Here is a 22,799-nt window from a genome sequence, read left to right on the forward strand (position 1 = left end):
CCACATTGGCCGACGAGAACGATATCGGAACAGAAATCAGCCGGATCGAACAGGTTGATCTCAACCTCGAGATGCAGAGGTCCTACCTCGATTACGCGATGAGCGTCATCGTCGGTCGTGCCCTGCCGGACATCCGCGACGGACTCAAGCCCGTCCACCGTCGCGTGCTCTACGCGATGTTCGACGGCGGCTACCGCCCCGACCGCAACTTCTCGAAGTGCTCGCGCGTCGTCGGCGACGTCATGGGCCAGTACCATCCGCACGGTGACACGGCGATCTACGACGCCATGGTCCGCCTCGTGCAGCCGTGGACGATGCGCTATCCGCTGGTCGCCGGCCAGGGCAACTTCGGCTCCCCGGGCGATGACGGCGCAGCCGCACCTCGTTATACCGAGTGCAAGATGGCACCGCTGGCCATGGAGATGGTCCGGGACATCGAAGAGGGCACCGTCGACTTCCAGGACAACTACGACGGGCGCAACCAGGAACCGGTGGTTCTGCCCTCGCGATTCCCGAACCTGCTGGTCAACGGCTCGGCGGGCATCGCTGTGGGCATGGCCACGAACATCCCCCCGCACAATCTCCGCGAGGTCGCCGCCGGCGCACAGTGGCTGCTGTCCCACCCCGAGGCGAGCAAGGAGGAGGCACTCGAGGCGCTGCTGGGCATCATCAAGGGCCCGGACTTCCCGATGGGCGCGACGATCCTCGGTCGCAAAGGCATCGAGGACGCCTACCGCACCGGACGCGGGTCGATCACTCAGCGCGCCGTCGTCGAGGTCGAGGAGATCCAGGGCCGGACCTGTCTCGTCGTCACCCAGCTGCCCTATCTCGTCAATCCCGACACCCTGGCCGCGAAGATCGCCTCCTATGTCAAGGACGGCAAGGTCGCGGGCATCGCGGATCTGCGCGACGAGTCCTCGGGCCGTACCGGTCAGCGTCTGGTCATCGTGCTCAAACGCGATGCGGTGGCCAAGGTCGTGCTCAACAACCTGTACAAGCACACCTCGCTGCAGGAGAACTTCTCCGCGAACATGCTCGCGCTCGTCGACAGCGTGCCGCGCACGCTGAGCATCGACTCCTTCCTGCGCCTGTGGGTCAAGCACCAGATCGAGGTCATCGTCAGGCGCACCCAGTTCCGCCTGCGCAAGGCCGAGGAGCGCGCGCACATCCTGCGCGGCTACCTCAAGGCCCTCGACGCCCTCGACGAGGTCATCGCCCTCATCCGCCGTTCCCCGTCCTCGGACGAGGCCCGCACCGGGCTGATGGAGCTGCTCGAGGTCGACGAGATCCAGGCGAACGCGATCCTCGACCTCCAGCTGCGCCGACTCGCCGCCCTGGAACGTCTGAAGATCCAGGAGGAGGCCGAGAAGATCGAGGCCCTCATCGCCGAGTACAACCATATCCTGGCCACCCCCGCCCGCCAGCGCGAGATCGTCTCCGAGGAGCTCGACGAGATCGTCGAGCGCTACGGCGATGACCGCCGGACGAAGATCCTCGCAGGATTCGACGGGGACGTGTCGATGGAGGACCTCATCCCCGAGGAGGAGGTCGTCGTCACCATCACCCGCGGCGGCTATGCGAAGCGGACCCAGACGAACCTCTACCGGGCCCAGCACCGCGGCGGCAAGGGCATCAAGGGCGCTCAGCTGCGCGGCGACGACGTCGTCGAGCAGTTCTTCGTCACGTCGACCCACAACTGGCTGCTGTTCTTCACGAACACCGGCCGGGTGTACCGGGCCAAGGCCTATGAGCTGCCCGAGGGCTCACGGGATGCCAAGGGCCAGCATGTGGCGAATCTGCTGGCGCTCCAGCCCGGCGAATCGATCGCGAAGGTGCTGTCCATCCGCGATTACGAGGAAGCGGAGTTCCTCATCCTCGCCACCCGCTCGGGTGTGGTGAAGAAGACGCGGCTGAGCGAATACGACTCGAACCGCACCGGCGGTGTCATCGCCATCAACCTGCGTGAGTACAAGGGCCAGCCCGATGAGCTCGTCTCGGCCCGGATCGTCGGATCCGAGGACCATCTGCTGATGATCTCGCGCAAGGGCATGTCCATCCGCTTCGCCGCCGATGACGACTCGATCCGTCCCCTCGGCCGCGTCACCGGAGGCGTGACCGGCATGAAGTTCAAGGACGACGACGAGCTGCTGACGATGGACGTCGTCCAGCCCGACACCTATGTCTTCGTCGTCACCGAGGCGGGCTACGCCAAGCGCACTCCCGTCGACGAATACCGGCTGCAGGGCCGCGGCGGCCTGGGCATCCGGGTTGCGAAGATCACCGAGCAGCGCGGAGACTTGGTGGGTGGGCTCATCGTCGAGGACGGCGAAGAGGTCCTCGTCGTCATGGAGAAGGGCAAGATCGTCCGGTCGAGTATCGACGAGGTTCCGGCGAAGGGACGCAACACCATGGGTGTGGTGTTCGCGAAACCCGGCAAAAAAGACCGTATTATCGCAGTGACCCGCGGTCCCGAGGCCGAGGTCGAAGACGAAGACGATGCCGAAGTCCCGGAAGGTGAGGTCGACGAGCCTCAGACCGGCAGCGAGGATGTGGAAGAGTGAGCGATAGCAACAAGCCAGGCTCAGGGAAGATCATACGCACGTCGAGCGGCTCCACCCGTCTGACGGCAGGATCGTCGAAGAACGAGACGAAGTCCGGCGAGTCGAAGCCCGCGGAGTCGACCGGCTCCGCGCAGGGTTCGGGTCAGGCCGAACAGAAGGCGACCGTCGTCGCTCCTCCCGCACCGAAGGCTTCGCCGAAGCCCAATCACGCTCCCACCACCGGTTCGGGACCGAAATCCGGGTCGACTCCGAACTCCGGCTCCGGAGCCGGCGCAGGCTCCACCTCGTCGCAGGCGACAGGGTCGTCGGGTGGCAACCGCACGGCCACCTCGGTGATGGGGAACGCCGCGAACACCGTCCGCGCCAGCTCCGGCAGCGTGAAGATGGGTGTGAAGAACATGGTCGACAGCGGTCAGGGCAAGAAGAAGAAAGGCCCGCGCACCGTTCGTCTCACCGTCTCTGCGGTCGATCCGTGGTCGGTGATGAAGATGTCGTTCCTCATGTCCGTGGCCATCGGCATCGCCACGATCGTCGCCTTCATCGTGCTGTGGATCGTGCTCCAGGCGACCGGTGTGATGAGCGGGCTCGAAGCGACCATGAGCGAACTCGCCGGCGCCGAATCGGCCGAGCGGATCGTCGGGATCTTCGGCTTCGGCCGTGTCGTGGCCGCAGGCTTCATCATCGCTGTCATCAACATCGTGCTCATGACCGCGCTGTCGACCCTGGCCGCGTTCATCTACAACATCGGCTCCCTCATCGCCGGCGGCTTCAATCTGACTTTGACAGACGACTGACCACCTTCCTCCCCGCACCCCGGGGAGGAAGATGTGAGGCGAGTCACTGGTAGTCGATTTGTATTTGTCAGTCCGGGTTCGGTATCGTTTTACATCGGGTTCACCCCGATAAGGGCCTATAGCTCAGGCGGTTAGAGCGCTTCGCTGATAACGAAGAGGTCCCTGGTTCAAGTCCAGGTAGGCCCACGTCCTGTCACAACAGGATGACCTTTCGAGGAGGATCATGAGGAAATGGATTCTCAGCGGTCTCACAGTCGTGGGGCTGGGAGTGTTCTTCCGGTGGCGGCGGCAGAACCAAGTCGCTCAGGCCGAATGGTCCAAGCACACCGACTCGGTGTGAGGGTGAGAACCCGCACGGGGGTATGGCGCAATTGGTAGCGCATCTGCTTTGCAAGCAGAGGGTTAGGGGTTCGAGTCCCCTTACCTCCACTCGAGAAGCTTTGAGACAGCACTCGTGACGAAGGCTCCGGACCACTGCGGTTCGGAGCCTTCGTCGTTTCATCCGCGTGCGGAACCTCATGCGCCGAAGTGGGGTTCTCCCCCTGTCCGTGCGAGTGCGGAATAGGCTAGCGTAGGTTTCCGTTGATCTCTCTGTCTGAGTGCAGCGTCGGCTGCTGCGCGCAGCGTCACAATCGCGCCGCCCGGGCCGGGGCGATGACAATCCACTTTCGAACGGAGCACCTCCTTGTCCAGCGACAGCTCACACTCACGCGCAGAGTCCGCGCCGCCTGAGACCATCGACCCCGCCGGAATGAGGGTCATCTGGCTGCTGCTCGTAGCCGCATTCGTCGCGATCCTCAATGAGACGACGATGGCCATCGCCATCCCCGAGCTCAATGCCTCTCTCGGCATTCCGCCGGAACTCGGCCAGTGGATGACGAGCGCCTTCATGCTCACCATGGCCGTGGTCATCCCGACCACCGGATTCCTGCTCCAGCGGTTCACCACGCGCCAGATCTTCCTGGCCGCTATGATCCTCTTCACTTCGGGCACACTCATCTGCCTGCTGTCTCCGGGCTTCGCGGTGCTGCTCGTCGGCCGCGTCGTCCAGGCCGGCGGCACCGGCATCATGATGCCCCTGCTCATGACCACGATGATGAATGTCGTGCCCGCGCATTCGCGCGGTCGCATGATGGGCCGTGTCGGCCTCGTCATCTCGCTGGCCCCGGCCATCGGTCCGACGATGTCCGGCATCGTGCTCGACACCCTCGGCTGGCGCTGGCTCTTCGGCATCGTTCTGCCCATCGGCCTCATCGCTCTGGCACTCGGCGCGAAGTGGATGACCAACCTCGGCGAATCCACCCATTCCCCCATCGATGTCATCTCCATCGTGCTCTCGGCGTTCGCCTTCGGCGGCATCGTCTTCGGGCTCAGCCAGTTCGGTTCCGGCGGTGAGACCGGTGCCTCGACCGCGGGCCTGGCGTGGGGCGCGATCGGCGGTGGTGCGGTCGTCCTCGCCCTGTTCGTATGGCGGCAGCTGGTCCTGCAGCGACGGGACGGAGCGCTGCTCGATCTGCGCGTCTTCAGCTCGCGCAACTACGTCGTCGCCGTGGTCATCATGGCCGTGGTGGCATTGGCGATGTTCGGCACCTTCTCCCTGCTGCCGCTCTACCTGCAGGACGTCGCCGGTCTCAACGCCACCCAGTCGGGTCTCGTGCTCCTGCCCGGGTCGGTCCTCATGGGTCTGCTCGGCCCCCTCATGGGTCGCATCTACGATGCGATGGGCCCGAAGACCCTGCTCGTGCCCGGCACGATCCTCATCGCAGCGGCGATGTTCTCCTACTCGATCGTCACCCCGGACACACCCACCTGGGTGCTCGTCGTCGTGCAGACCGGCATGTCGGTGGGTCTCGCAGCCTCTTTCACGCCGCTGTTCACAGCTTCGCTGGGCTCGCTGGATCGGCATCTGTACTCGCACGGATCGGCGGCGCTCAACACCCTGCAGCAGGTCGCGGGTGCGGCAGGCACGGCCCTGCTCATCTCGATCTACTCCGCCGCGCTCCACTCGGGGCAGGCCGCAGGCCGCAGCGTCGTCGACGCCGGTGCTCCGGGAGCTCACGCGGCGTTCCTCCTGGCCGCGATCATCGCGCTCGTGCCCGTCGTCCTCGCCTTCTTCATCAAGAAGCCCGAGGACCAGGAGGATCGCTCCGCCGAGGTGGTCGACACCGTCGAGACGGCACCGGGCGACTGATCGCACGATACCGAACGGAAAAGACCCGGCCGGCAGCGTTGATTTCGCTGCCGGCCGGGCCTTTTCCGGTGGTGCCGCTCAGGCGTGCACGCGGATGAGATGCTCGTTCGTGAAGGCCTGGAAGGCCCACTGGGCGTTCTCGCGACCGTAGCCGGAGCGGTTGATCCCGCCGAAGGGGTATTCGGGGCCGGACTCCATGTGGCCGTTGACGAGAGTCATGCCCGCGTTCACCTTGGAAGCGAAGGCCTGTCCCTTCTCGAGGTCATCGGTCCACACCGAGCTCATGAGACCGTACTCGGTGTCATTGGCCAGGCGCAGAGCATCCTCTTCGTCCTTGGCGCGGTAGACCATGACGGCAGGTCCGAAGAGCTCATTGCAGCCGAGATCCGACTTCGGATCGATATCGGACAGCACGGCAGGCGACATGAACCAGCCGGGACGGTCGAGCTTCTCGCCGCCGGTGTGCAGGGTCGCACCGTCGGTCACGGCCTTCTGGATGCGCTCGACGATCTCGTCACGGGCGCCCTCGGAGGAGACCGGACCCATGCCGACCTCGGGGTCGTCGAAGGTCGAGATCTTCGTCGCCTCGACGGCTTTGATCGTCTCAGCGAGGAATTCGTCATAGAGATCGTCGACGACGATGAAGCGCTTCGGCGAGGTGCAGACCTGGCCGGCGTTCGCCAGACGCAGCCCGACGAGCTTCTGTGCCAGCGCCGGCACGTCCTGCGAGTCGAGGACCACAGCCGGATCGTTGCCTCCGAGTTCGAGGACGGCGCGCTTGTAGTACTTCGCGGCGATCGCCGCGACCGAGGCGCCGGCACCTTCGGAACCGGTGAGCGAGAAGCCCTTGACGCGGAAGTCCTTGAGCACTTCCTCGGCGTGTGAGCTGTCGAGGTAGATGTTCTGGTACACGCCCTTCGGCAGGCCCGCCTCGGTGAGGAGGTCCTCGAAGAGCTGGGAGGACTCGGGACAGATCGAGGCCTGCTTCATCATGATGGTGTTGCCGACCATGAGGTTGGGCAGCACGAAGCGGGCGATCTGGTTGTACGGGAAGTTCCACGGCATGATGCCCAGCAGCACGCCCAGCGGCTGATGCTCGACATAGCTGCTGGCGGCTCCGGCCGCTTCGAGGTGGGTCGGCGCCAGGTTCGCGGCGGCGTTGTCGGCCATCCAGCGAGCCGTGCGGGCGACCTTGTCGACCTCGGCGAAGCCCTGCTTCTTGATCTTGCCCATCTCCCGGCCGATGATGTCGGTCATCCGATCGGCGTTGTCGTCTACGAGGTCGGCGAACGTGCGCAGGATGGCCGCGCGTTCGTGCAGCGGCGTGTCCTTCCACGACAGGAATGCCTCATGGGCGCGATCGATGTAGTCGGGGATCTCCTCGACGGGAACGGAGTCGAACTCCTTCTCGACCTCACCGGTGTTGGCATTGGTGACAGCGAATTTGCTCATGGAACGTCCTTTCACGGATTGACGATCTGTGCTCGGTAACAAACTATCGTCTCGCGCAATTCCACAACACTTGTGTCCACCTTCGGGCTGGAATCAGCGGATGCGCGCCGCTCGCAGTCGGGCCACCTCGACGGTTCGGGAGTAAAGGCGGCATCGACTCCTCAGGCAGTGATGTCGGGGGAAGTGACGTCGGGGGAAGTGACGTCGTGCAGGTGGTGCTGGACCTCGTGCAGCCCGTAGCGGGTCAGCGAGGCGATCGTGAACTCGCGGCCGTCGGCGCGCAGACCAGTTCTCCTCCACTGGTCCTCGCCGATGTCGGCCAGAGTCGCCGCGTATGCGGCTGCCGCGGTCTCGAGACCGGCGAGCACGTCAGCGGAGTTCTGGCTCCGGTAGTCGGATTCGACAGCCACCGCATCCCCGTCGAAGTTCGGCAGGGTGGGAGCCTCCTCGGCGAGCATGAGGAGGGTGCGGGCGCGGAACTCGGTGAGGACGTCTCTCAGGTGGGCGGCATATTCGACGGTTGACCAGCGGTCCTCTCGGATCCGTTCGGAGGCGTTCGGCGCACCGAGCGATGGAGTCCAGGCGGCGGCCGCCTCGGCGATGGTCGTCCGGACCCCGAGCAGATCCTCGTTTCCCGTGAAACCGCACTCCTCGCATCCCTCGTCGAGCACCGCTGCCCAGTCCCTGGTATCCGGTTCGATCGTGCTCATCCGTGCTTCCCGCTGTCCAAGGTCTTCTTGAGCACCGCGGCCTGGCTGATGTCGTCGCGCTTCGATGCGGTGAGCAGGGTCAGCGGACCCGAGCCGACAAGAGATTTCAGCTGTTCGAGCGCCTCGGCGCGGCTCTCGTCCTTGAGCTCCTCGCGATAGCGCCGGGCGAACTCGTCGAACTTCTCCGGATCGTGGGAGTACCACTTGCGCAGCTCGTCCGAAGGGGCGATGTCCTTGAGCCATTCGTCGAGCTCGGCCTTGTCCTTGCTGATCCCGCGGGGCCACACCCGATCGACGAGGATGCGCTTCCCATCGGTGGACTCGGCGTCGTCGTAGATGCGCCGGACCTGGATGTGCCGGTTCGCCGATTCCTTCTTCCCTGTCATCGTCGCTGACTCCTTTCGCTGGCCGGACTCCCAGTGTAGGACTGTGAGCGGCCGCGGAGCCGATGGATTCTTCTGCCGAGAACGCGCCAGTCTCTGCAAGGTCGATCTGTAGTCAGCAGTGTCAATACAGATTGTTCGAATTATTCGCGAAACCCTATGGACAATGATTTCCTATATGAAGTAGAATGGGGAAAAGCATTCACAGCGTCGTGAAGGGCAGGTGGGACCGATGAAGGATCAGCAGGATCCGGGCGACGACGAGTTCGACCCTGCCTCGAATGCTTCCTCTTCTGGGCCGGTGCCCGATTCCGGGCAGATCGGTTACGTTCAGCGTCCGTCGAGCATCGGCCCCGACTCCCCGAGGCGGCTTGCCATCGCTCCCGATTCCCCTATGGCGTCGGTGGCAAAGGTGCTGAGCCTGAGCACGACTGTGCAGCTCGCCGAGCTTCAGACCATCGCCAAGGCCTTCCTCGCCGAGGTCGTCGAGCGTCTCAGCTGTGCTTCGACCGAGGGAGGCAAGGTCCCTCAGCACGCCCCGTTCAGGCAGACCCTCGACCGCTCCCTCGCCGCCGACGAAGCGGCAGTCCGTGCGAAGACCGGAACGGATGGGACCGGAGTTCCGGTGCGTGGCACGACCGGCGCCGAAGCCGCGCTGGAGACGGCGATCAGGGCGATGCCGGACTTTCCTCGCTTCCGACTCGGACAGACTTTCGACAGGTGGGTGCACGAACTGGCTCAGACCGAGGACGTGGCCGAACTGTCCGCGCTGCTGGGCGCGACGTCCACTCATACGTTCGGCAGGATCATCATCGCCGTCACCCTCGTGCACGGGCTGCCACAGTTCCTCAGACGGTGCGAGGGCGGAGAATTCACCATCGAACACGTGCACGCGGCTGCCAGGGTGGCCAAGGACCTGCCGTTCGAGGACCTGCCGGAACTCGACGAGTATCTGGGAAGGCGGCGGGCCGATGTCACGATCGAGACTTTCAAGAAGTCGCTGGCGATGAAGGCCGCTTCCATGCAGGACGAAGACGACAGGTCCGCGCTGGCGTCGAGGCGCCGCAGGGTGTCGATCACGACCTATGAGGACGGGACTGCCTCGGTGACTCTCACGGGTCCCGCTGCGGAGCTCAAGGCGTTCCACCAGCGGCTCGAGGCATTTGCGCGAGCGATCAGGCATGGGAACATCGCGTCCCTCACCGCGGCAGACCCCGGCGACGTGGATGTGAGCGCTCTCGGCAGCATCGATTCGCTGATGTTCGACATCGCGACCCGTGTGACTCCGCAGCTGACCATCGAAGTCACTGCCCATGACACGGAGAACGGGACATCATCGGTCAAGGAGATCCCTCTGGAGCTGCCCGACCAGGGCGTTCCGACCGCGGCCAGGATCGTCAGCCTCGTCAACGATGCGGCGGCCGCCGCACAGGCAGAAGCCGAAGACGCGGCATCGTCCGGGACCGCAACCGCAACTGCTGCACCGGCCGGTGAGACAGCCGGCGATCGGGTCGATCAGCCAGCCGGCAGTGGTCGCACAGAGGTCTCAACAGTCGTCAAGCTCGTCATGCCCACGCACGGTCAGTGGATCCGGGAACAGGCGAAGATGCTGGTCACGGTGCCGTTCCTCACACTGACCGACCAGTCGCAGCTGCCGGGCATATTCTCCGATGGGGCACCGATCCCCGCCTCTGTGGCCCGATCGATCGCCGGGCAGTGCTCGACCTGGACGCGGATCATGACGGACCCAGTCACAGGCACTCCGCTCGACGCGCGGGCGCAGAGCTATCGCATCCCCATGGATGTGCGACTGCCATTGACCGCAAAATGGAGAGGATGCACCATGCCGGGCTGCACTCGTGATGCGGAGACGTCCGAAGTCGACCACATCATCCCCTTCGACCATGACAGCCCCGCAGCCGGCGGGCAGACCTCATTCGAGAACACCCACCCTCTGTGCCGGCCGCACCACCAGGCGAAGACAGATCGGAAATTCAGCATCCGGAAGACCTCGGACGGGCCGGTGGAGTACGTATTCTCCCATGGTGTGACCACCGAGGCGGCGCCGCCGGACGATCCGATCAACGCTCGGCACGCCGAACTCTTCGCGGATCTCGGTCCTCCGCCGGTGCGACAGCTCCGGCAGCGTGCACCGAACCGGAAGGGTCGACACGGCCGGAAGCGCGGGACAGGGCGTCCAGATCGTCGGCCGGAGCAGACGATCGATCCCTGGTCCAGCTCACGGATCGGCACCATCAGATGGGATTCCGGCGACCCACCGCCGTTCTGAATCGAGGCCTCCTCCGGTCTCGACGGTGCAAGAATGGACGCAGGAGCGGAGGGCAGGGCGCTCATCGGTGCCGGCGTCGTGCTGCTCGCCTTCGCGAGGTGGGCATTGGTCCCGGACTGAGCGTCAGTCCTCGGCCGGAGCCTCGCCCTTCCCGAGCGGCTGCACCCGCGGGGGCGGGAACTGAGGCGGCTGGGCGGCAGGCGTCGTCTCCAGGCCGGCGAACACCTCGGCGATGGCACGATCGAGCTGCGGATCGTCCTCGGCGAAGAGCTGCCCGGGATCGTGCTCGACCTCGATATCGGGGTCCACGCCGCAGTTCTCCACGTCCCAGCCCTTGCCCTCGAGCCAGAAGGCATAGCGGGGCTGGGTCACCTCGGTGCCGTCGACGAGTTCGTAGCGGCCGTCGATGCCGACGACACCGCCCCAGGTGCGCACGCCGATGACCGGGCCGATTCCCCTGGCCTGGACACGGGCGTTGATGATGTCGCCGTCGGAGCCGGAGAACTCATTGGCCACGAAGACCACGGGCCCCCGCGGTGCGTCCTCCGGGTCGGGGATCATCCGATCGTAGCTGCGGGCCGCGCTCCAGGCGATGACCCGATCGGCGAAGCGTTCGGCCACGAGCGAGCTCGTGTGCCCGCCCCGATTGAACCGGACATCGGCGATGACGCCTTCGCAGCTCATGGCCTGACGGAGGTCGCGGTGCAGCTGCGCCCATCCGTAGGAGGTCATATCGGGGATGTGGACATAGCCGATGCGTCCCTGAGACTTCTCGGCCACGTACTCCCGCCGTGAGCGCACCCAGTCCTGATAGCGCAGGGTCTCCTCACTCGCCAGGGGGATGACGGCGACCGTGCGGTCCCTGCGACGGCCCCGGCGCAGAGTGAGCGAGACGATGGTGTCCGCGGCTCCCTGCAGATGTGCGGCGGGCCCGGTCGCCTCGTCGACCGGCTGACCGTCGACGGCGACGATGACATCGCCGACCTGTGCCCCGACGCCGGCCTGCCGCAGCGGCGACCTGGCGTTCGGTTCGCTGCTCTCACCGGGCAGGATGCGAGTGATCGTCCACCCCTGCGCGGTCTTGGCCAGATCCGCGCCGAGGAAGCCGAGCTTCTTCGACTGGTCACCCGGGCTGGTGGGTGGGGAGACATAGGCGTGCGAGGTGTTGAGCTCGCCCACGGTCTCCCACAGGATGTCGACGAGGTCGTCGTGGGTCAGCGCCTTCGCGGCCACGGCCCGCCAACGCAGGGTCACGGACTCCCAGTCGACTCCGTTCATGTCCTCACGCCAGTAGTGGTCGCGCATGATCCGGGCGTTCTCCTCGAACATCTGGAGCCATTCGGCCCGCCGATCGAGCTCGAAGCGCAGGCGGGAGACATCGACGATGACTCTGTCATCGTCATCGGCCTCGACCTTCCGGTTCGCCGGGACCACGGTGATCTCATCGTCGGTGCGCACGACGATGAGCTTGCCGTCTCCGGACACCTCATAGTCATCGGCCGCGTCGACGACGGTGGTGAGCTTGCGTTTGGCGAAATCGAAGAACTGGATGACCTCGGCAGGCTTCTCACCGGCATCGCCGGCATGCTTGGAGCCGAGTTCTCCGCCCTCGGCATCTCCCTTGCGCATCCACAGCACGCCGCCCTCGACGGCCTCGAGGTCGCGGAAGACCCCGGAGGACACGGGAAACGGCAGGATCCGCTCCTCGGCTCCTTCGATTTCGAGCTCGGCGGTGGTCACGGGCTTCTCGCCCCGTGTCCGTTCGGTCTTCGCATCGTCGGCGACCTCGCCGATCGCCCAGCCGGAGGCGCTCGGGCCGAAGGGGGCTGCTTCGTCGGCGGTCAGCGGCAGCAGCCAGGGCCGGGTGACGCCGTTGAAGGACAGGTCGAACGAATGCTGGTTGTAGGCCGGGTCGAAAGTGCGGTCCGAGAGGAACGCAAGATACTTCCCATCGCGAGTGAATGTCGGCGAGAAGTCGTTGTACTTGCCCGTCGTCAGCGGCTGGGCCTGCCGGTCGGACTTCACATCGACGATCATCAGCTGGGCCAGCAGCTCCTCGCCCTGCGTCGGCTGCGACCACACGAGGTATCTGCCGTCGGGTGAGAAGCGCGGGCTGCGGGCCTCGCCGAAGCCCGAGTGGCCGACCAGCCGGGTGCGTCCGTTGCCGACGTCGACGAGGCGGATCGACCCGTCGTGGGAGATCGTGACGAGCGTCTTCCCCGCCGGGTCCGCCTGCAGGTCGAGAACCCGCCCCAGGGCACCGGCCCCGATCCGCCGAGGCAGCTTGTCCCCGGACAGGGACGCGACCTCGATCGCGTCCTCACCCTCGACATCCGTGATGAAGGCCGCCTGCCCGGTGGCACCGAGGACGACGGGCTCGCGGGTGCGGATCGACGAGTCCGCGCACAGGGCCCGGGCCGGACCCTCGCGGTGGGCCAGCCAGAAGGTCTTGCCGCGCCATTCGAGCACCGAGGCATTGCCCTCCCGGTCCGGGCTGATGCGCGAGATCCCGGTCTTCGGATCGAGGCTGAGCGGCTGCACCTGCGTGCCCGGCAGGGTCACCTCGAGGGTGCGCACGCTCGCATCGAGGCTGTCGAGGATCTTGATCTGCCCGCGGCTGTGCCACACGATGCGGGTGCCGTCGGTGGCGGCATCGCGGACATAGCCCTCGGCCTCGCCCTGATGGGTGAGCTGGCGGGCCTCGGAGGCCTGGGAGGTCGCCAGACCGTCGACGATCCACAGGTTCGCCTGCTCTCCGGCCCGGTGCGGGAAGCTCGCGGCCCGGTCCGAGGTGAACACGAGCGAATCGCCGACCCACAGCGGATCCGTCAGCGAAGCAGGCTCCTCGCGCAGCATCCGCTGCCATCTCGCCCCGGAACCGTCGTCAGCGCCGTCGCGGTCGAGCCACAGCCTCGGCGCGGTGCCGCCGCGGTAGCGCTTCCAATGGGCGGGCGGACGGCTGAACGGCGTCGTCAGGGCCGTCACGCCCGTGTGATGCCGGGCCAGGCCCGAGGCACGACCGAGCTGGAGGCGTTCGACGGATCCGTCGAGACCGACGGACCGCACGACATGGCTGCGCACCTCGAACTCACCGGCATTCGCCGCGACGAGGACGTGGGAGGCGTCCTGCCAGCCGAGCATCGTCATGGTCGTCGACCCCAGCCAGGTGAGCCGGCGCAGGGCACCGGTGGCCACCTCGGCGACCATGAGCTCGGGCTGGCCGGTCCGGAACGACACGAAGGCCACACGCGCCCCGTCCGGGGAGAACCGCGGCGAGCGGACCGGCACATGATCCGAGGTCAGCCGCCAGGCACGGCCTCCGGAGGAGTCGACGAGCCAGACATCGTCGTCGGCGATGAAGGTGATGAGATCGGCATGGACGTGGGGATAGCGCAGATAAGTCACGTGACCCACATTACAAGCAAAGGCGCCGCCCGGCCGCAGCCGAAGAACCGATGCCCAGGCAACTTGCACGCGGCAATAGAATGGCCCCATGCCATCTTTGACTTCCGTGCTCAGCGTCCGTTTCGCCGCCGCCCTCTCCCGCGCCTTCGGTGAGGACTTCGCACGACGCGACCCGGTCATCAGAAGCAGCCAGTTCGCGGACTTCCAGGCCAACGTGGCCCTGCCGCTGGCCAAGGAGCTGAAGTCGAAGCCGCGCGACATCGCCGCGAAGATCGTCGAGAACCTCGACCTGGCCGACATCTGCCAGCCCCCGGAGATCTCGGGCCCCGGATTCATCAACCTGAAGTTCACGCCCGAATTCCTCGCCCGCACCCTCGAAGTCGGCGATGCGGCGACAGCTCCCGAGAACACCGAGCCCCAGACCATCGCCATCGACTACTCGGCCCCGAACGTGGCCAAGGAGATGCACGTCGGCCACCTGCGCACCACCGTCGTCGGCGACGCTCTGGCCCGTACCCACGAGTTCCTCGGCAACACGGTCATCCGCCAGAACCACATCGGCGACTGGGGCACTCCGTTCGGCATGCTCATCGAGCACCTCCTCGACGTCGGCGTCGGCTCCGAGGCCGCGGCCGAGGTGTCCGAGAACCCGAATGCCTTCTATCAGGCGGCCCGGTCGAAGTTCGACGCCGACGAGGCCTTCGCCACCCGCTCCCGCTCCCGCGTCGTCAGCCTCCAGGGCGGCGACGAGCAGACCCTGGAGCTGTGGACCACGCTCGTCGGGTACTCACGCGAGTACTTCAACCGCATCTACTCCCTCCTCGACGTCACCCTGCGTGATGAGGACCTGGCCGGTGAGAGCACGTACAACGAGGTCCTCGCCGAGGTCTGCGACGAACTCGAGGCCAAGGGGCTGGCCCGGATCAGCGACGGAGCCCTGTGCGTGTTCCCCGAAGGCTTCACCGGTCGCGAGGGCGAGCCCCTGCCGCTCATCATCCGCAAGTCGGACGGCGGCTACGGCTATGCCACGACCGACCTCGCCGCCATCCGCAACCGGGCGACGAACCTCGGCGTCGACCGGGCACTCTACGTCGTCGGCACCCCGCAGGCCATGCACTTCGAGATGGTCTTCACCGTCGCGCGCGAGGCCGGCTGGCTGCCCGAGAACGTCAGCGCCGAGCACGTGAAGATCGGCAATGTGCTCGGATCCGACGGCAAGATCCTGCGCACCCGCTCCGGTGCCCCGCTGCGCCTGGCCGAACTGCTCGAGGAGGCAGTGTCCCGGGCGCAGACGACGCTGGCCGAGTCCAGTGCGGATTTCACCGCCGAGGAGGCCGATGAGGTCGCCCGCATCGTCGGCATCGGTGCGGTCAAGTACGCCGACCTCTCCGTCGCCCACGACACCTCCTACACCTTCGACCTCGACCGCATGCTCGCCCCCTTCGGCAACACGGCCCCCTACCTGCAGTACGCGGGCGCGCGCATCCGCTCCATCGGCCGCAAGGCCGAGGCCGAGGGCATCGCAGCCGATCGGGTGAAGAGCGCGCCGATCAGCCTCGGCGAACCGGCCGAACGCGAACTCGCGCTGTCGATCCTCGGATTCGCCGATGTCCTCGCCGAGGCGGCCGCCGGCTCCCAGCCGCACCGCCTGTGCACCTACCTGTTCGACCTCGCCCAGGCCTTCACCTCGTTCTATGAGCAGTGCCCCGTGCTCATCGCCGAGACCGAGGGGCTGCGGGACTCTCGCCTGCGGCTGTCCGCGATCGTGCTCGAGGTCCTCGAAGCCGGTCTCGGGGTGCTCGGCATCCGCGTGCCCGAGAGGATGTGAGCATCGGCGCTCGCACCCCGGCAAGGGGGATGCTGCCCTGGATGGTCTTGGGCATCGTCTTCCTCGCACTCAATCTGCGCACCCCGATCATCGCGCCGACGGCGATCCTGCCGCGGATCCAGGAAGGGACGGGCTTCAGCGCGGCCGGGCTCGGTCTGCTCACCGGACTGCCGGTCCTGCTCTTCGCGCTCGCCACCCCGCTGGCCGGGCGCTTCATCACTCGCCTCGGCGCCGAGGTCACGGTGCTCACCTGCCTGTCCGGGGTGCTGCTCGGCACCGTGCTGCGGTCGATCGGTCCGCCCTGGCTGGTGCTCGTGGGCACGGGCATCATCGGTCTGGCGATCACGCTGGGCAATATCGTCGTGCCCGTCATCATCCGCCGCGAAGTCCCCTGGGAACAGGTGTCGATGGTCACCGGGCTGTACTCGGCGATGATGAACATCGGATCGATGGGCACCCTCATCGGCACCGGGCCGCTGGCGGCGGCCTTCGGCTGGCGTTGGGCGCTGGCGATCTGGGGTGTGCTCGCCGTCATCGGCCTCGGATTCTGGTCGGGCCTCATCCGCACTCGGATGCGCCGCGAAGGCGCGGCCGCGCAGGCAGCGGAAGCCGCTTCTCCGGCGGAGGCAGGACCTCCCGGTGAAGGCAGCGCCCCTGCGGCGAAACAGCCCTGGAGTCAGGCGCCGGCGGCCTTCCGCGGCATCACCGCCCTGCTCATCGTCACTTTCTCGGGACAGTCGATCGCCTACTACGTGACGACGACCTGGCTGCCGAGCTATCTGGCCGACACGATCGGGCTGGCCCCGGCCGCGGCCGGCAGCACGGCCTCCCTGTTCCAGATCGCGGCGATCCTCGGTGCCTTCGGTGTGCCGCTGCTGGCCGCGAGATCGCAGCCGTGGACGCCCGTGGCGATCGTCGCCCTCCTCTGGCTGTCCCTGCCGGTGGGCCTGCTGCTGGCACCGGGAGCCTACGGACTGTGGGCGATCACCGGCGGCATCGCCCAAGGCGGCGGCTTCACTGCGATCTTCTCGATCATCGCGCGGACCGCCGGCAGCGACTCTCAGACCGCTTCGGCCTCGGCGAGGGTGCAGGGCGGGGGCTACCTGGCCGCCACTCTGGCCCCGCCGTTCGCCGGTTGGCTCAACACCGCCACATCCGGATGGACGGCACCGCTGCTCCTCGTCCTGGCGGCCACCCTGGCCTTCACGATCACGGGCCTCCTGGCCGCCCGACGGGCCGGTGGCTTCCCCCGCGGCGGAGCCGGCGCACGCGAGATCCTCGACGACTAGGCCTCAGTGGGAACCGGCCACAGAAGCGCCGAGGCGGCCCACCGCAATGGTGGGCCGCCTCGGCGCAGGATTCGCAGTTCGCTCAGTGCTTGGCGTTCGCGTCCTCGTCCGACTGTCCGGCCTGAGCCTCGGCGGGCTTGACGGCCGGCTTCGGAGCCGGGGTCTCGTCCTTCTCATCGGCCTTGGTCGCAGGCACCGAGGTCTGTGAGACCTGGGGCGTGGTGGCCTGACGCGAGGCCGGGGTCGACCCGACGGGGCGAGCATCGGCGGGACGGTTGTTCGGCAGCGGGGTCGACCAGGGATCCTCGACCGGCTGCGCCTTCTTCCACACGTAGTAGCCGATGCCCGCGGCCGAACCGATGACCAGGGTCCACACGACTGCGGCCTTGCCGCCGCCGGACTTGCGCGCGGTGTCCTTCTCGATCCTCTTCCCGGCACCGGCGAGAGCCTTGCGGGCCTTCTTCATGGCCTTCTTGTCACCGGTGAGACGGACGGCGAGGTCGTCGATGAGCTTCGGGGTCTCGACGTTGGCGAGGGAGTTCGCGGCGTTCGATGCGAACTTGCCGGCGCGCTCGGTCGCCTCGGGGCGGTAGGCCTCGAGCTTGTCGGCCCAAGCATGGACCTGATCATTGGCCCTGTCGGCCAGGGCCTCGACCTGGGGACGTGCCTTCTCGGCGAACTCTTCGGCCTTGCCGGCCAGAGCTTCGACCTGAGGGCGAGCCTTGTCAGCGGCGTCACGCAGCTTGGGCGCCGCGTTCTCGCTGGCATCGGCCAGGACTCGGAGTGACGTCTGCTTCGCGGAATCGAGCTTCGAAGTGAGCTGATCTCGAGTTGGGTTCTTCGACATGAACATTCCCAATCCTTAGATGTCGGTGGTCAGGTGATCACTGCCCAGTCTACGGCCTCCGGGCAAGGGCATGGGAGGCGGGCGTCATCGAATTGTCTGCGGATAGTCTGACAGAGTCGGCAATGGGACCGGTGTGAAACTGCATTCGCCGCCTCGGCGTGGAAGAATGAGGGCATGACTACAGTCTCTACGCACACAGCAGTCCTGCACACCAACCACGGTGACATCACCATCAACCTCTTCGGCAACCATGCGCCGAAGACCGTGGCCAACTTCGTCGAGCTGGCCCAGGGTGAGCGTGAGTTCACGGATCCTTCGACCGGTGAGCCGACCAAGCGTCCCTTCTACGACGGGCTCGGCTTCCACCGCATCATCTCGAACTTCATGATCCAGGGCGGCTGCCCGCTCGGCACCGGCACCGGCGGCCCCGGTTACACCTTCGACGACGAGATCCACCCGGAGCTCCAGTTCGACCGCAAGTACCTGCTGGCCATGGCGAATGCCGGCAAGCAGATGGGACGCGGCACCAACGGTTCGCAGTTCTTCATCACCACGGCCGAGACCCCATGGCTCAACGGCAAGCACACCATCTTCGGCGAGGTCGCCGATGAAGCGAGCCAGAAGGTCGTCGACGAGATCGAGGGCGTGCCCACCGGCGCGATGGACAAGCCGGCCGAGCCCGTCGTCATCGAGAAGGTGGACATCACTCAGCAGTGAGCACCATTCAGCAGTGAGTACCATGGTGTGATGGACACACCGGAGAAGGGCTCGGCGCGGGAAACCGGCCGGGCCCTTTCCGCATGCCCGCCGCTGGTCACCCGCACGATCCTCATCGTCACCGCCGTGGCCTTCCTGGCCGAGCTGCTGCCCGCCCTGGACCTGCTCCACCGCCTGAGTTTCGTCCCCGCACTCACTCTCGAACAGCCGTGGCGGGTGCTCACTGTGGCACTCGTCCACGCGCAGCCCTCACCGTTCCATCTGCTCGCGAATATGATCGGCCTGTTCTTCTTCGGATCCTTCGTCGAGCGCGCGCTGGGCCATGGGCGCTTCCTCGCCGTCTATCTCATCGGCACGGCAGGGGGCTCGGCCATGGTGCTCGTCCTCGCCGAACCCTTCAGCCGCGACTGGGTGACGAACCACATCGGCGCCTCCGGTGCGGTGTTCGCGATCATCGGCGTCCTGTTGGTGCCGACGCGACGCCTCGATCGCAATATCGCCGGCGTCGTGGCCTTCGTGGCGCTCAACTTCGGCTACGGCTTCCTCGTCGAGGGTATCTCCTGGCAGTCCCACCTCGGCGGGCTGCTCACGGGCTTCGTGCTCGGCTGTGCGGCGCTGTTCGTCCCTCAGCGCACCAGGAACTCGAGATCTGCGGCGACCGCGGTGTTCGCGGCGACCGCGGTGGGTCTCGTGCTCATCATGCTGGCGGCCGGGGCATGGCGTCTGTTCGGCCTGGGCCTGTGAATCGCACGAACTGTGAATCGCACGAGCTGTGGACCGGACGGGTTCCGAACCGAAAAGACATTTTTACCAGACCAAAGGCGATTTGTGTGCACTCAGCGGTGGAAAAATAGTTGTCCACAGCCTCTATCCACATGGTGGATAACTGACACTGATGTATTTCCGCAGATCAGAGGCCTAAAATAAGTTATCCACAGGAGACGCACCCGGCTTGGGTATAACTTGTGCCTTGTGGATTGTCGAAGTTATCGCCAGCGGGTGGACATGATCAGCCCCGCCACGAAGAAGGCGAAGCCGATGAGGATGTTCCAGTTGCCCCAGGCCTCGACGGGGAATGCGCCCTGCGAGACGTAGAAGGCGACCAGCCAGATCAGGCCGATGAGGAGGAGGCCGATGAGCACGGGCAGGAACCAGCTCGGGTTCGGCTTGATCGTCTGCTGACCCGAGGTGGAGGTGTAGCTCGCGGTCTTGCGCCCCTGTGAGCGCTTGGCCGGATTGCCCGAACGGGAGGTGCGCTTGGCGGTCTTGCCCTTGCTGCCTGAGGTCTTCGCGCTCGAGGTCTTCGAACCTGAGGTCTTGGAGGACTTCGACGACTCCTTCGCCTCGGCGGGCTTCTTCTCCGAGTCCTCGGACTCGACCGAATCCTTCCCGGCCTCGTCGGCTGCGGTCACGTCGGCAGGACTCTCGGTCTCGGTCGACTCGGACTCGGTCGACTCGGTCTCGACTGCCTCGACCTCGTCGCCGGTCTGCTTGCTCTCGGCCGCCGGTGATGTGCGAGAAGTGCGCTGGGGGCGCTGGGTCCGTCCTTTGGACTTGGCCACGAGTACTCCTTTAACGGTCGACCGCTGCGGGGGCCGCCGAGTGAATGGTTGGGGACAATCGGTGCCCAGTCTACTCGCGTCGGGGGTCGCAGCGAAAAACTCCGACAAGCCTGAAAGCGGCCCGAGAGCGCCCCGAACGGGGATTCTCATAGGATAAAGTGCATAGGGGTGTCCCCGCTCGTCCTGTGGACGAGCCCCGACAATGCAGTGACAGTCACGGAGCAGAAGTGGTGAATAGTTCCTCCTCGGGTAACGAGCCGGGCGCGAATCCGCCCTCGCGACCCACTATCCGTCCTGCGCAGAGACAGATTCCCTCATCTCACTCCACCGGTCACTCGGGCTCCGTCGACTCGGCGAACGCTCACAGCTCTGACGGTGAACAGCCGCTGCCCACGCGACGTGAACTGCGCCGCCGTGAGGCCGAGGCCGCAGCGGCTCACGGACAGCCGACCGCCGTCTACTCCGATGCCCCGCCTATTTATGCGGAGCAGGAGCCGGTGCACTCGAGCCAGGAGCCGGGGTACAAAGCCCACGCGCCCACGCACCCGAGCCAGGACGTCACGGGTCGGCGACGGCGAGGGCAGCCGGCGCAGCGTGAGCCGCTCGGACCGATCCGCGGGACGGTGCGGACCTTCGGCGAACTCTGCATCACCGCGGGCCTCGTGCTCATCCTCTTCGTCGTCTGGCAGCTGTGGTGGACCGACATCCAGGCCAACCGCGACAACGAGGTCCTCGCCGACGAACTGACCCAGGACTGGGCGAACCAGGACCCGAACGAACTGCCGGACGATCCCGACGAACCCGTGGTCGCCGACCCGGTGGAGAAGAACCATGCCTTCGGCATCTTCTACATCCCGCGCTTCGGCGACGACTATTACCGGACCGTCGCCGAGGGCGTCGACCTCGAGCCCGTGCTCAACCGGATGGGCGTGGGCCGCTACCCGAACTCGGCCATGCCCGGCGAAGTCGGCAACTTCTCAGTCGCTGGCCACCGCGTGACCTATGGCAAGCCGTTCAACCAGATCGCGAAGCTGCGGCCGGGCGACGAGATCATCGTCCAGACCAAGGACGGCTTCTACACCTACACTTTCCGCAATTTCGACATCATCCTGCCCGATGCCGTCGAAGTGCTCTCTCCCGTGCCCGATGAGCCCGAGTTCAAGGGCAAGGACCGGATCCTGACGATGACGGCGTGCAACCCGATGTTCTCGGCCCGGGAGCGCTACGTCGCCTACGCCGAACTCACCGACTGGACCCCGGCCCAGGACGGGCCCCCGAAGAACATCAAGGATTCGAAAGCATACGACAAGGTCAGTCAGAACGGTGGTGCTTAGGATGTACGCATTCATCTGGCGTCTGCTTCCCGGAAATTGGTTCGTCAAGCTCATCTTCGCCCTCATCCTCATCGCGGCGGTCGTGCTGCTGCTCATGCAGTACGTCTTCCCCGTCATCGCGCCCTATATGCCGTTCAACAACGCAACCGTGACGGATGGTGGACAATGACCAGGATCCTCGTCATCGACAACTACGACAGCTTCGTCTACACGCTCGTGTCCTATGTGCGCGAGCTCGGCGCGGCCGTCGACGTCGTCCGCAACGACGACATCCCGGCCGATGAGCTGTCTGCCGTCGTGAGCGCCTATGACGGCGTTCTCCTGTCCCCGGGACCGGGCGTCCCGGCCGAGTCCGGCGTCTGCCCGTCGCTGCTGGCCTGGGCCGAGACCGCCGAGATGCCGGTATTCGGGGTCTGCCTGGGCCATCAGGCCCTCGGCGAGGTGTTCGGCGCGACCGTGACCCATTCCCCCGTGCTCATGCACGGCAAGACCTCGACCATCACCCACGACGGCGAGGGCATCTTCTTCGGCTGCCCGAGCCCGCTGACCGTGACCCGGTATCACTCGCTGGCGATCGTCGACGAGACCCTCGACCTCGAGAGATTCACGGTCACCGCCCGCACCGACGACGGCATCGTGATGGCCATCGAACACCGTGAGAAGCCCCTGTTCGGCGTCCAGTTCCACCCCGAATCGGTCCTCACCGAATGCGGCTACCTCATGCTCGGCAACTGGCTCGAGGTGTGCGGGCTCGACGGTGCCGCCGAAGCGGCGGCGCAGATGTCGCCCTTGGCGACCGCGATCTCCTGAGGTTGTTCGCGCTCTGAGGGTGTTCGCCGAGGCGGCCGATCGTTAGGATCGTGTGCATAGCGATCTGAGAGGACCCGTCATGTCAGAACCGAGCTACTTCAGCGACGATCCGTACACCGAACTCACCGTCATCGAAGTGCCCGCGACTCCGACCGCCGTCGTCGAAGCGCGGGACGTGGCCATGGAAGACCTGCCGGCGCTGTTCGACCGCACTTTCGCCGGCCTCTTCCCGGCATTGTCCGAGACCGGAGCCGAACCCGTGGGCCCGGCATTCGCCCTCTACACGAAGCAGCCGAGCGAGACGGTGGATCTGCAGGTGGGCCTGCCGATCTCAGCGGGGCTGACCCGGGCCCAGCCGATCGGAGGCGGTCACATCGTGATCCCCTCGGAGCTGCCTGCCGGGTCGATGGCAGTGCGCAGCCATACCGGCGGCTACGACGGACTCGGCGAGGCCTGGGCACAGCTGCTCGAAGACGCTGCGGCCGCCGGGCATCACCCGGGTCTGCCGTTCATCGAACTCTATGTCACCGAACCCGGGCCCGAGGCGGATCCCGCGCACTTGCGCACTGACCTGTTCCTCACCCTCGACTGAGGCGTGAGACCGGGCTCGGGTTCGAGCGACTGCG

18 protein-coding genes and 2 tRNA genes are annotated in these 22,799 nt (G+C 66.2%); 14 read left to right on the forward strand and 6 right to left on the reverse strand.

Features of this window, described 5'->3' with window-relative positions; genetic code table 11:
- Positions 1-5: 5 nt before the first annotated feature.
- The 5 genes from gyrA (at position 6) to IIE29_RS06745 (ending at position 5,546) form a co-directional block, all read left to right on the forward strand.
- Entirely contained in the window at positions 6-2,561 is a 2,556-nt protein-coding gene (gene gyrA / locus IIE29_RS06725; RefSeq protein ID WP_209324452.1) for a DNA gyrase subunit A, read from the forward strand.
- Positions 2,558-3,355: a DUF3566 domain-containing protein gene (locus IIE29_RS17120; protein ID WP_343071823.1), complete on the forward strand. Its 798-nt coding sequence runs from the start codon at positions 2,558-2,560 to the stop codon at positions 3,353-3,355. The genes gyrA and IIE29_RS17120 overlap by 4 nt, the downstream gene beginning before the upstream one ends.
- Before the next feature lie 112 nt (positions 3,356-3,467).
- A tRNA-Ile gene (locus IIE29_RS06735) sits at positions 3,468-3,541 on the forward strand.
- A 170-nt stretch (positions 3,542-3,711) separates the two neighbouring features.
- Positions 3,712-3,784 (forward strand) — tRNA-Ala (locus IIE29_RS06740).
- Between the two features lie 322 nt (positions 3,785-4,106).
- Entirely contained in the window at positions 4,107-5,546 is a 1,440-nt protein-coding gene (locus IIE29_RS06745) for an MDR family MFS transporter (RefSeq protein WP_209324617.1), read from the forward strand.
- Between the two features lie 78 nt (positions 5,547-5,624).
- Here the strand turns inward: IIE29_RS06745 and IIE29_RS06750 are convergent, their stop codons facing one another.
- From IIE29_RS06750 to IIE29_RS06760, 3 genes are all read right to left on the reverse strand, one after another.
- On the reverse strand, positions 5,625-6,998 hold the full coding sequence (locus IIE29_RS06750; RefSeq protein ID WP_209324453.1) for an NAD-dependent succinate-semialdehyde dehydrogenase: 1,374 nt from the start codon (positions 6,996-6,998) through the stop codon (positions 5,625-5,627).
- A gap of 161 nt (positions 6,999-7,159) precedes the next feature.
- Positions 7,160-7,708 carry a DinB family protein gene (locus tag IIE29_RS06755; protein WP_209324454.1) on the reverse strand — a complete coding sequence of 183 codons (549 nt, stop codon included), beginning with the start codon at positions 7,706-7,708 and terminating at the stop codon, positions 7,160-7,162.
- Positions 7,705-8,094, reverse strand: a complete 390-nt coding sequence (locus IIE29_RS06760; RefSeq protein ID WP_209324455.1) for a DUF488 domain-containing protein — start codon at positions 8,092-8,094, stop codon at positions 7,705-7,707. Before IIE29_RS06760 ends, IIE29_RS06755 begins: the two co-directional genes overlap by 4 nt.
- A gap of 229 nt (positions 8,095-8,323) precedes the next feature.
- Here IIE29_RS06760 and IIE29_RS06765 point away from each other — a divergent pair, with 229 nt between their 5' ends.
- Positions 8,324-10,381 (forward strand): HNH endonuclease signature motif containing protein, encoded by a 2,058-nt coding sequence (locus IIE29_RS06765; RefSeq protein ID WP_209324456.1) that lies wholly within the window; start codon positions 8,324-8,326, stop codon positions 10,379-10,381.
- A gap of 123 nt (positions 10,382-10,504) precedes the next feature.
- On the opposite strand, the gene IIE29_RS06770 is transcribed toward IIE29_RS06765, so the two are convergent.
- The gene (locus tag IIE29_RS06770) at positions 10,505-13,786 is read right to left on the reverse strand and encodes a S41 family peptidase (RefSeq protein WP_343071824.1); all 3,282 of its coding nucleotides are present in this window, start codon (positions 13,784-13,786) and stop codon (positions 10,505-10,507) included.
- An 88-nt stretch (positions 13,787-13,874) separates the two neighbouring features.
- On the opposite strand from IIE29_RS06770, the gene argS reads away from it, so the two are divergent.
- Both argS and IIE29_RS06780 read left to right on the forward strand, forming a co-directional pair.
- Complete coding sequence (gene argS / locus IIE29_RS06775; RefSeq protein WP_209324458.1) at positions 13,875-15,614, forward strand: arginine--tRNA ligase; 1,740 nt, start codon at positions 13,875-13,877, stop codon at positions 15,612-15,614.
- Positions 15,611-16,903: an MFS transporter gene (locus IIE29_RS06780; protein ID WP_343071825.1), complete on the forward strand. Its 1,293-nt coding sequence runs from the start codon at positions 15,611-15,613 to the stop codon at positions 16,901-16,903. The genes argS and IIE29_RS06780 overlap by 4 nt, the downstream gene beginning before the upstream one ends.
- A gap of 82 nt (positions 16,904-16,985) precedes the next feature.
- Here the strand turns inward: IIE29_RS06780 and IIE29_RS06785 are convergent, their stop codons facing one another.
- The gene (locus tag IIE29_RS06785) at positions 16,986-17,750 is read right to left on the reverse strand and encodes a hypothetical protein (protein WP_246475775.1); all 765 of its coding nucleotides are present in this window, start codon (positions 17,748-17,750) and stop codon (positions 16,986-16,988) included.
- 174 nt (positions 17,751-17,924) lie between these two features.
- Between IIE29_RS06785 and IIE29_RS06790 the strand changes: the two genes are divergently transcribed.
- Together IIE29_RS06790 and IIE29_RS06795 are read left to right on the forward strand one after the other, a co-directional pair.
- Positions 17,925-18,467 carry a peptidylprolyl isomerase gene (locus IIE29_RS06790; protein WP_209324460.1) on the forward strand — a complete coding sequence of 181 codons (543 nt, stop codon included), beginning with the start codon at positions 17,925-17,927 and terminating at the stop codon, positions 18,465-18,467.
- 30 nt (positions 18,468-18,497) lie between these two features.
- On the forward strand, positions 18,498-19,211 hold the full coding sequence (locus IIE29_RS06795) for a rhomboid family intramembrane serine protease (RefSeq protein WP_209324461.1): 714 nt from the start codon (positions 18,498-18,500) through the stop codon (positions 19,209-19,211).
- Between the two features lie 242 nt (positions 19,212-19,453).
- Here IIE29_RS06795 and IIE29_RS06800 read toward each other — a convergent pair whose 3' ends face one another.
- On the reverse strand, positions 19,454-20,029 hold the full coding sequence (locus IIE29_RS06800; protein WP_209324462.1) for a cell division protein CrgA: 576 nt from the start codon (positions 20,027-20,029) through the stop codon (positions 19,454-19,456).
- Positions 20,030-20,526: 497 nt separating this feature from the next.
- Between IIE29_RS06800 and IIE29_RS06805 the strand changes: the two genes are divergently transcribed.
- The 4 genes from IIE29_RS06805 to IIE29_RS06820 all read left to right on the forward strand — a co-directional run bounded on the left by IIE29_RS06805 (position 20,527) and on the right by IIE29_RS06820 (position 22,765).
- Complete coding sequence (locus tag IIE29_RS06805; RefSeq protein WP_343071826.1) at positions 20,527-21,363, forward strand: class E sortase; 837 nt, start codon at positions 20,527-20,529, stop codon at positions 21,361-21,363.
- Position 21,364: 1 nt separating this feature from the next.
- Positions 21,365-21,532 (forward strand): hypothetical protein, encoded by a 168-nt coding sequence (locus IIE29_RS06810; protein ID WP_166968632.1) that lies wholly within the window; start codon positions 21,365-21,367, stop codon positions 21,530-21,532.
- Positions 21,529-22,173 (forward strand): anthranilate synthase component II, encoded by a 645-nt coding sequence (locus tag IIE29_RS06815; protein WP_209324463.1) that lies wholly within the window; start codon positions 21,529-21,531, stop codon positions 22,171-22,173. The genes IIE29_RS06810 and IIE29_RS06815 overlap by 4 nt, the downstream gene beginning before the upstream one ends.
- A 79-nt stretch (positions 22,174-22,252) precedes the next feature.
- On the forward strand, positions 22,253-22,765 hold the full coding sequence (locus IIE29_RS06820; protein ID WP_209324464.1) for a GyrI-like domain-containing protein: 513 nt from the start codon (positions 22,253-22,255) through the stop codon (positions 22,763-22,765).
- Positions 22,766-22,799: the final 34 nt, after the last annotated feature.

Origin of the sequence: Brevibacterium renqingii (assembly GCF_017808095.1) — a bacterium.
Taxonomy (GTDB): domain Bacteria; phylum Actinomycetota; class Actinomycetes; order Actinomycetales; family Brevibacteriaceae; genus Brevibacterium; species Brevibacterium renqingii.